The following is an 8,971-nucleotide window of genomic DNA, read 5'->3' on the forward strand; positions in this document are numbered from 1 at the left end:
AGGCGGCGCGAGGTGCTCGCGAACGGTGCCGTCGGCGGTCTGCGGTTGACGATGTCGCGCCTGCCCTGCTTATTTCGCCAGCTTCGCTTGCCCGCCGCGACGTAACCGCTCCGCAAAGGTGATCAGCCACATCGCTGTCGGACGCAGGATCAGGAAGTCCGCGACGAGAGCCGCGACCATGGCGAAGGCACTGAGCCAACCGAACAAGCGCAGCGACGGCAAATCCGAGAACACCGTCACCACGAGGCCACACGCCAGCACCACGGTGGTCAGGATCAGCGCCGGCCCCATCAGCACGGTCGCGCGCTCGACCGCCTCCCCCGCGCTGACGCCCGGCTTGCTCTCGGACCGCAGGCGATTGAGGAAATGGATCGTCGCACTGAGCCCCAGGCCGAATGAAACCGTGAGCGCCACCACGCTCGCGAACTGCAAACCCTCCCCGAGCACCCACAGCACCGTGCCGGACAGCACCACGGGAAAAATCCCGGGCAGGATGCAGGCAAACATCACAACCACCGAGCGGAATGCGAGGCCGATAAACACGGCGACCAGCGCGAACTCGATCGTCAGACCGTGGTTGAGTTTCTCAATCATGCCCGCGCTGTTGCGCGCGGCGATCGCCGACAGGCCGGTGACCGCGATTTCATAACCGGGATGCACCTTCCGGACCGCATCCATGGCGTGGTCGAGCTTTTCCACCACCGGCAGAATCTGACTCGAATCGCGATCGGGCACGCGACCGGACACCACGACCGCCCTCTGGTCTTCGGAAATAAAGCGGCGGACCAGATGCTTGGGAAGGACGTCGACATATTCCTTGAGCGTCGCCACGTCGTCGGTGTGGGCTTTCTCCGCAAGCCAGCGGCGCAAGGTTTCCAGCGACCAGACGTTGCCGACGCCGGCCTGCTCCTCGACCAGCTTGTGAACCTCGGCAATCGTGGCAAGCGTGTGCGGCGAATACAGCGTCTCGCCCTTGGGAAATTCGATCAGAACGTCGATCGGGTTGGCGCCGGTGAGCTTCGCATCGAGACGGCCGCTCGCCGCCACTGCCTGCTGCTTGTCCGGAACCTGATCGGCGAGCCGATACCGCGGCTCCAGATTGGCGTAGACCACTGCCAGCCCACCGACCACCACCAGGGCAATCAGGCTGAAGAAACCGGGATGTCCCACCATCCGCACCGCGATCCAGGCGCAAAAGCGGCGCAGCGCCTGCACGCCTGCATCCGCCGTTTTGAATTTTTCAGCGAAGCGCTGTTCGTTGCGCACCAGAAGAACGCCGAACACCGGGACCAGCAACAGCACGGCAAGCAGCGCGATGATCGTCGCCAGCAAACCGGCCTCGCCAAAGCTGCGGATCAGATCCGAGTTCGAGAACTGCAACGCGATAAAGGAAATTCCCGCGGTCGCGTGGGTGAGCACGCAGGCCGGGCCGACCACGAGGACAGCATTGCGGAACGCGGAATACTTGTCTTCGCCGGCGATCAGACGGTCGCGCGCCGCGAACGTCAACTGCATCGAATCGGAGAAACTGATGACCATGATGAGCGGCGTCATCACGTTGAGGAACATGTTGAGGCTGAAATTGGCCCAGCCCAGCACGCCCAGCGCCAGCAGGATCGCAAGCAGCGGCGGAAACGCCGCGACGACCATGAAGGATACCTTGCGGAAAAACACGATGGCTATCAGACAACCCGCGAGAATGCCGGCGACGTTGTAGATGATGCCGTCGCGTTCCACGGCGTTGCGGATCTCAAGCTGCATGACCGGCACGCCCGAAAGCTCTTTGGTGAGCCCGGTATCGGCGAGATCATCGTTCATGACCTTGCGGATCTGGCCGATCGTCGTTTTCAGCTGGCTGTCGCCGACGATGGATGGCTGCAGCGACAGCACCACCAGCGCGAGCGTGCCGTCCTCTGACAGCAGCTTGCCGCGAATGATCTCATTGGACTTCACGGTCTCGATGAATTTGTCGTAGTCCGCCCCCTGCGGCAATTCGGACGGAAACAGCGCCGCCGGCAATTTGCCGGGCTCGGGCGCCTGGCGCGCCGAGAACAACGAGATCAGACCGCGCACGCCGTCGACCAGTTGCAGGTCCGTGACCATATCGCGCAGCTTTTCAAGGTTCTCGCGCTTAAGCAGCGTCTTGCCCTCGACCACGACCAGCACGTCGAACTCTGTCGACGGGAAGCGCTTGGTCACTTCCTCGTACTGACGAAATTCCCGGGTGTCGGAGCGGAATAGCTGGCTGAGCGAATCGTCGATCTCGATACGGTGGATTCCGAACACCGCGCCGACGATCAAAGCCAGCAGAATAATGCAGGACAGAATCGGCACGCGCACCGCAATCAGCCCGATCCGCTCGAGTCCGAAGGCGATGCTGGACGAGCGGCCGGTCGGGGCGACCGTATCGGCAGCATCCGGATTTCGCTCAAGCATGCGCTGTCCCCGTCGTGACATCATGGGTCTGGAGTCATTATTGACGCGTTTTCTTCACGCGAACCGAATTCCACTTCGCTCGAAAACGCTATAGTGGAGTGAATGTGACATTTGGAGCGAACCCGAAATCCGGCGGGCTGCTCGCTTTAACCGTTGACCGCACGCATAAATTTCCGGCGCAAGGTTTAGCGGTTTCCCGAGTGGACTACAAGCAAGGGCAATCGTCGCATTGGCCCTTCCGCCGGGGTGCACCCTCTCCGGGCCGCCTCCGTAGTCCCCGCCTATTCCGCGGGAACAGAGGCTTCCTGCAACTTCAGCGAATAATAGGACGCATTGGTTTTGCCGCGCGAGGCGGAGCGCGCGAACACGATGAGGTGATGTGCAACCAGGATCGAGCCGATAAGATACTCGATCTCGCCACGCGCCAGCCGGCGCAGCGCGAATTTCCAGAACACACGCCTGTAGTCGCCGCGCAGCCCGACCCTCCAGAAGATATTGCGCAGCATGGTCAGACCGAGCCTGATATTGCGCCACGACCTCTGCTGAGGCGTGCGCGGTTGAATCCGTTTCGGATAGGTTTTCCGGATCTGGTGCTCGTAGCGTTCCAGAACTTTCTCGGGTTGATAGGCGCGGCCCATGCAGTCGCGCCAGGTCCCCACGACGTGATCGTACGGCAGGCGGAAATCGACGTTGGAATCGCGGCCTTCATCCTCGATCAGCCGATTCTCGCGCTTGAGACGATCCCACAGCGGCGTCTTCGGCAGCGCCTGGAGGAGATTGATCGTCAGAAGCGGGATCTGTGATTGATCGATGAAGTCGAGCAGGTGCTGTCCCGTCTCGGGCTTGTCGGTATCGAGCCCGAGGATAATTCCCGACACGACCTCCATGCCGTAATCGTTCAGCGTCCTGATCGCTTCCATGATGGGAACCATCATGTTGTGATCCTTGTGCATCGCCTTCAGCGCCACCGGATCCGGGGTTTCGATTCCGCAGAAGATGGTCGCGAAGAAAGCCTCGCGCATTTGCGACAGGATCTCCGGGCGCTTGGCGATATTGAGCGTCGCCTCGCAGGAGAAGCGCAGGACATAGCCGGTCTTCTTTTGCCACTCGATCAGATGCGGCAAAAGGTCGAGGGCGGCCTTGCGGTTGCCGATGAAATTGTCGTCGACGAAATAGACCGAGCCGGTGATGCCGCACTCCAGCAACTTGTCGAGCTCGCGGGTGATCTGTTCGGGAGTTTTGAGGCGCGGATTGCGTCCGTAAAGACCGGGAATGTCGCAGAACTCGCACTGGTACGGGCAGCCGCTGGAATACTGGATGCTGCCAAGGAAATAGTGCCTGATGTCGGCCAGCTCGTAAGCGGGGATCGGAAACTTGTCCATGGCCAGCCGATCGGCGGTCTTGAGCACGACCTGGCAGCCCGGCCGCGATGGATCGCGCGCCAGGCGTCGGATCAATTCGTCGGTGGCATCGCCGAGTTCGCCGACATGGAGGTAGTCGAACGACGGATAGTAGTCCGGGCAGGCGCTGACGGACGGACCGCCGAGGGCCACCGGCAGGTCAAAGGCATGAGCGCGGCGGCAGATATCGTTCATCTGCTGGCGCTGGATGTGCATGCCGCTAACGAGGACTGCTTCAGCCCATTCGAAATCCTGGTCGGTGGCGGCGCGAATGTTCTCGTCGATGAAACGGACTTTCCAATCGGCGGGCAAATAAGCCGCGATCAGCAGAAGTCCCTGCGGCGGCATGAAGGCCTGCACGCCCGCGGTCAAGGGATAGGCGTGCTCGAACGTGCCGAACGACGACGTGTAGCGGGGAAAAATGCAAAGAATGCGCCGAATGCCGTGCTGACCGATGCCCCTCATCGCACCTCCCCGTTGTGCAAATGTGGAAACTCTTACTAACCTCCGACGCTTGCAATGGTTCCGGTCCGCGCGAACGGGACCGCGTCCCGCGCTTTCACCTGAGCACGAAGGTTCACGATGCCGCGAGAATTTCTAGGTGCGAACAATCGGCTCGATACCCGCCGCGATCTCGAAGATCGTGCGATCCGAGCCTCCGGCCGCGGCCAACATCAAGCCCACCGGCGCCTCGCCGTCGCGGTGACAGGGCAGCGAGATCGCGCAGCCGTCGACAGTGTTGATCAGCGCGCAGTTGCGCAGCGACAGCATATTGGCTCTCGTGTAGGCCGCATCGCCCGCAAGATCGGCGATCACCGGCGGCGTCATGGCTACCGTGGGCGCGACCAGCGCATCATACGGCGCGACGCGGCGCTCGAAGCCCGCGATGATCGCGCGACGCATCGCGAGCAGATCGACATAATCGGCGGCGCTGAGGCTTTCGCCGCGCCGAATGCGGCTGATGACGCGGGGATCGTAGAGTTCCGCCTTTTTCGCGATCAACGCGCGATGCCAGGCCCAGCTTTCCGCCGCCGAGAACCCGCCGCCGACGTTCAGTGACGCGATCTCGGCGAATTCGGGTACAGCCATGCGCTCGATCAAGGCCCCGGCGCCGGCCAGCCGATCCAGCGCGCGCTCGAAGGCGTCCGCAACCGCGCTGTCCAGGCCGTCCAGCATCACCGTCGTCGGCACCACGAGCCGCAGCCCCTTTGCCGGACGCGGCGCAACCGGAACAATCGCTTCGTTCGCCAGCACTGCGTCCATCACCGCGCAGCAGCCGACGGAGCGGGCGATCGGCCCGTAGCTGTCCAGCGTAACCGACAGCGGAATGCCGCCGTCGAGCGGTATGCGGCGCGCAGTCGGCTTGTAGCCGACGATGCCGCAATAGGCCGCCGGAATGCGGCACGAGCCGCCGGTATCGGTGCCGAGCGCGCCATGCGCCATGCCGTCCGTGACCGAGACCGCCGCGCCCGAGGACGAACCACCCGGCACGTGACCGTCGTCGCGCCGCCAGGGATTTTTCGGCGTGCCGTAATGCGGATTGATGCCCAGTCCCGAATAAGCGAATTCGGTCATGTTGGTGCGCCCGATCACCACGAACCCGGCGCGGCGCAGGCGCGCCACGACCGGAGCATCGTTCGCTGCCGGAGGCCTGTCGTCGAGCGCGCGGGAGCCGGCGCGTGACACCTGTCCCTTGATGTCGAACAGGTCCTTGATCGAAACCGGAATGCCGGCGAACGGCGACGGCGCGGCGTTGGCCTTGCGCAGTCTGTCCATGGCTTCGGCTGCGGCGATCGCGCCATCCGCATCGACATGGATGAATACACGTGCGCCCTCGCCCGCTTTGTCGGCGATTTTCGCAAGGCACGCGTCGACGAGCTTGCGCGCAGTGGTGCGACCCGCCGCGAGATCGGCGGCGAGCGTGGCCAGGGTCGGGCGATCGGACATGGCGAACCTCGCGAGACGAAAGCGATCGTATCTTAACCGCTATTGCGCAGGCCCGCGGAAATTCCGTTGATGGTGAGCTGGATGCCGCGCAGCACCTGCTCGTCGCCGCTCTGCGCGCGATGATCTTTCAACAATTCGACCTGCACGTGGTTGAGCGGATCAAGATAGGGAAAGCGATTGCGGATGGACCGCTCAAGCAGCGGATTGCCGGCGAGCAGCCGCTCCTGCCCCATGATGATGAGCAGCATGTCGATGGTAAGATGCCACTCGCGGCGGATGCGTCCGAAAATGGTCGCACGCAGCGTTGCGTCGGGCACGAGATCGGCATAGCGCGACGCAATCGCGATCGAGCTTTTCGCGAGCACCATATCCATGTTGGATAGCAGCATGCGGAAGAACGGCCACTCGCGATAAAGCTCCTGCAAGAACGCCATGCCCTTGTCGGGATGATCCGCTATCCAGGATTCCACCGCGCTGCCGAACCCGTACCAGCCCGGCAGCATCAGCCGACATTGCGCCCAACTGAACACCCACGGGATTGCCCGGAGGTCCTCGATCCGGCGCGTCTTTTTGCGCGAGGCCGGCCGGCTGCCGATATTCAACGTCGAGATCTCGTTGATAACGGTGGAGGCCCAGAAATAGTCCTCGAAGCCCGGCGTCTCGTAAACGAGGTTGCGGTAAGCCGCGAAGGCGCGCGACGACAGCGACTCCATGGCATCGAGATATTCAAGGCTCGGCGCGCTCTGCCGCGGCTGCAACAGGCTCGCCTCCAGCGTTGCGGCGGCGAGGATCTCCAGATTGCTGCGGCCGACCTCGGCGTTGGAATATTTGCTGGAGATGATCTCGCCCTGTTCGGTGATTCTGATCTGGCCGTTCACGGCGCCGCCCGGCTGGGCAAGGATGGCGTCGTAGCTCGGTCCGCCGCCGCGCCCGACCGAGCCGCCCCGGCCGTGAAACAGGCGCAGCCGCACATGGTGGCGCTCAAACACCTCGACGAGCCCGATCTCCGCCTTGTAAAGCTCCCATCCCGACGTGACGAAACCGCCGTCCTTGTTGCTGTCGGAGTAGCCGAGCATCACCTCCTGCAAACCTCCGCGACTGTCCACCAGCGCCCGGTATTGCGGAAGCGACAGCAACCGATCCATGATGCCGGCGCACGCCTGCAAGTCCTCGATGGTCTCGAACAGCGGCACGATGTTGATGGCGCTGTGCCCGGTGGGGTCGATGAGGTCGGCTTCCTTCAGCAGCAACGCGACCTCGAGCAGGTCGGAAACGCCCTCGCTCATCGAGACGATGCATTGAGGGATCGCGGCGGGACCGAACATCTCGTGCGCCTCCGCCGCGGCATGGAACACCGCCAGTTCGCCCCGTGTCTCCTCGCTGTATGTGATGAAGGGCGAAGTCAGCGGCCGTGCGCTGCGCAGTTCCCGCAGCAGCACGACGATCCGCGCCTCCTCATCCAGGGCCAGGTAGTCCGTGCCCGGCGCAGCGGCGCCAAGCAGTTCGGCGATGGTACGCTCGTGAACGGTGGAGTTCTGCCGCAGGTCGAGACAGGCAAGATGAAAACCGAAACAGTCGGCGGCGCGGCGCAGATGGCGCAGCCGCCCCCGCGCGATCACCTCCGAGTTGTTCTCGGTCAGCGAGCGATGGAGAACATCGAGATCGGCGCTGAATTCGGCGGCGCTCTCATAGGGTGGGGAATTGCCGTACCGCGGGCGCAGCGTGTCCGCCTGCAGTTTCAGCGCCGTGGCTGAAAGCCGAGCGTAGATGCCTGACACCGCGAGGCGGTAGGGTTCGCCGCGTCGATGCGGCGAAGTGTCGGCCGACCGTTCAGCGAGCGTGCGCAGCTCCGCCGAGACATTTGTGAGATCGGCGGCCAGCGACAGCTCGCGGCCGAGTTCATGCAGTTCGTCGAGGTAATAGCGCAGGATCCGCGACGCCTGCATCCGCAGGGTGCCGCGCATGACGTCCGCCGTCACAAACGGATTGCCGTCGCGGTCGCCGCCGATCCAGCTTCCGATCCGCAGGAACGAAGCCATCTCGTGCGAGACGCCGCCATCGCCGTCCTGGAGGCGGTCTTCCAGCACGCAATGCAATCGCGGCACCTCGCGCAGGAAAGTATAGTCGTAGAAAGACAGTCCGTTGGCGACCTCGTCGAGCACCGTAAGTTTTGTCCGCCGCAACAGATTGGTATGCCACAATGTCAGAACGGCGCGGCGCAGTTGTTCCTCGCTGACCTCGAACTCCTCCGGGGTGAGCTGCATCCGCTCGCGCCGATCAAGCAGTGCGGCAACCTCCATCTCGCGGTCGATCGCGCTCTTGCGGCGAACCTCGGTCGGGTGCGCCGTCAGCACGGGACTCACCAGCGCGTTGTTGAAAAAATCCCGCAACTCGGCGCCGCCGAAACCCGCCAAATGCGCGCGAGCGAGCGTGTAAGCCAGCCTGCCCTCATGCTGCACCCCGTCCACGAGGGTCTGGCTGCGCATCTGGCGGATGTTGTTCTGATCTTCGGCGATGTTGGCGAGATGCGAGAAATAGCTGAAGGCACGGACGACGAGCACGGTCTCGTCGGTCGACATGCCGTCGAGGATGGCCTCCAGTTCGCGCCGCGCCGGCTTGTCGTCGTCGCGATGAAAGCGGATCGAGGTCTGGCGGATGCGTTCGACCAGATCGAATACAGCCTCCCCTTCCTGATCGCGCACGGTATCGCCAAGAATGCGTCCGAGCAGCCGGATATCGTCGCGCAGCCGCGCATCGAGTGCAGCGGCGTCAGATTCCGGCTGACCTGCACGAGGCAACGGCATGATCTGACGGGACATCGCGTGCTCCTGAAACTTCGGACTCTTCAGTCGCAATTTTCTTGCTGCGACGCAAGAAACCGCGATCAACGATGCACAAAAGATGAGCAGCACATTTCGGCAGCGGGATCAATCAGGTGCAACCAGCCACTGCTCAGGTGGCGTTCATGCGTGACCCGTCCTCGTTGCAAGAGGTTATTTCTCTGACAAGACACGTATTTATACGTATAAATTATGATATTCCCGCATTCGTTGTGTAAGACATCCTGGATGCTCAATCCTCGAATTCGCGCCGGGCGAGCGCCGGACGGTTTTTCGCGACAGCGCGCCATCGCGAGCGCAAGGCTGCATGCGCAGGGAGGCAGCTCGACCTCATGTGGGAGCTATATA

General features: G+C 62.9%; 4 protein-coding genes. All 4 read right to left on the reverse strand.

What is annotated here, in order from left to right; all coding sequences use genetic code 11:
- Window positions 1-69: 69 nt before the first annotated feature.
- A complete protein-coding gene (locus BGN91_RS17340) occupies window positions 70-2,436 on the reverse strand; it encodes an MMPL family transporter (RefSeq protein ID WP_292615277.1) in 2,367 nt (788 codons plus the stop codon).
- A 281-nt stretch (window positions 2,437-2,717) separates the two neighbouring features.
- Window positions 2,718-4,301 (reverse strand): B12-binding domain-containing radical SAM protein, encoded by a 1,584-nt coding sequence (locus BGN91_RS17345; protein WP_292615278.1) that lies wholly within the window; start codon window positions 4,299-4,301, stop codon window positions 2,718-2,720.
- Window positions 4,302-4,433: 132 nt separating this feature from the next.
- On the reverse strand, window positions 4,434-5,783 hold the full coding sequence (locus BGN91_RS17350; RefSeq protein WP_292615280.1) for an amidase: 1,350 nt from the start codon (window positions 5,781-5,783) through the stop codon (window positions 4,434-4,436).
- A 32-nt stretch (window positions 5,784-5,815) separates the two neighbouring features.
- Window positions 5,816-8,587, reverse strand: a complete 2,772-nt coding sequence (ppc, locus tag BGN91_RS17355) for a phosphoenolpyruvate carboxylase (RefSeq protein ID WP_292615295.1) — start codon at window positions 8,585-8,587, stop codon at window positions 5,816-5,818.
- Between the last annotated feature and the right edge of the window lie 384 nt (window positions 8,588-8,971).

The organism is Nitrobacter sp. 62-13, from assembly GCF_001896955.1.
Taxonomy (GTDB): domain Bacteria; phylum Pseudomonadota; class Alphaproteobacteria; order Rhizobiales; family Xanthobacteraceae; genus Nitrobacter.

What these genes read in the sequence shown, in the direction of transcription:
- BGN91_RS17350 (WP_292615280.1), bottom strand. Translation starts at nt 5,783, where the DNA reads ATGTCCGATCGCCCGACCCTGGCCACGCTCGCCGCCGATCTCGCGGCG.
- BGN91_RS17345 (WP_292615278.1), bottom strand. Translation starts at nt 4,301, where the DNA reads ATGAGGGGCATCGGTCAGCACGGCATTCGGCGCATTCTTTGCATTTTT.
- BGN91_RS17340 (WP_292615277.1), bottom strand. Translation starts at nt 2,436, where the DNA reads ATGCTTGAGCGAAATCCGGATGCTGCCGATACGGTCGCCCCGACCGGC.
- ppc (WP_292615295.1), bottom strand. Translation starts at nt 8,587, where the DNA reads ATGCCGTTGCCTCGTGCAGGTCAGCCGGAATCTGACGCCGCTGCACTC.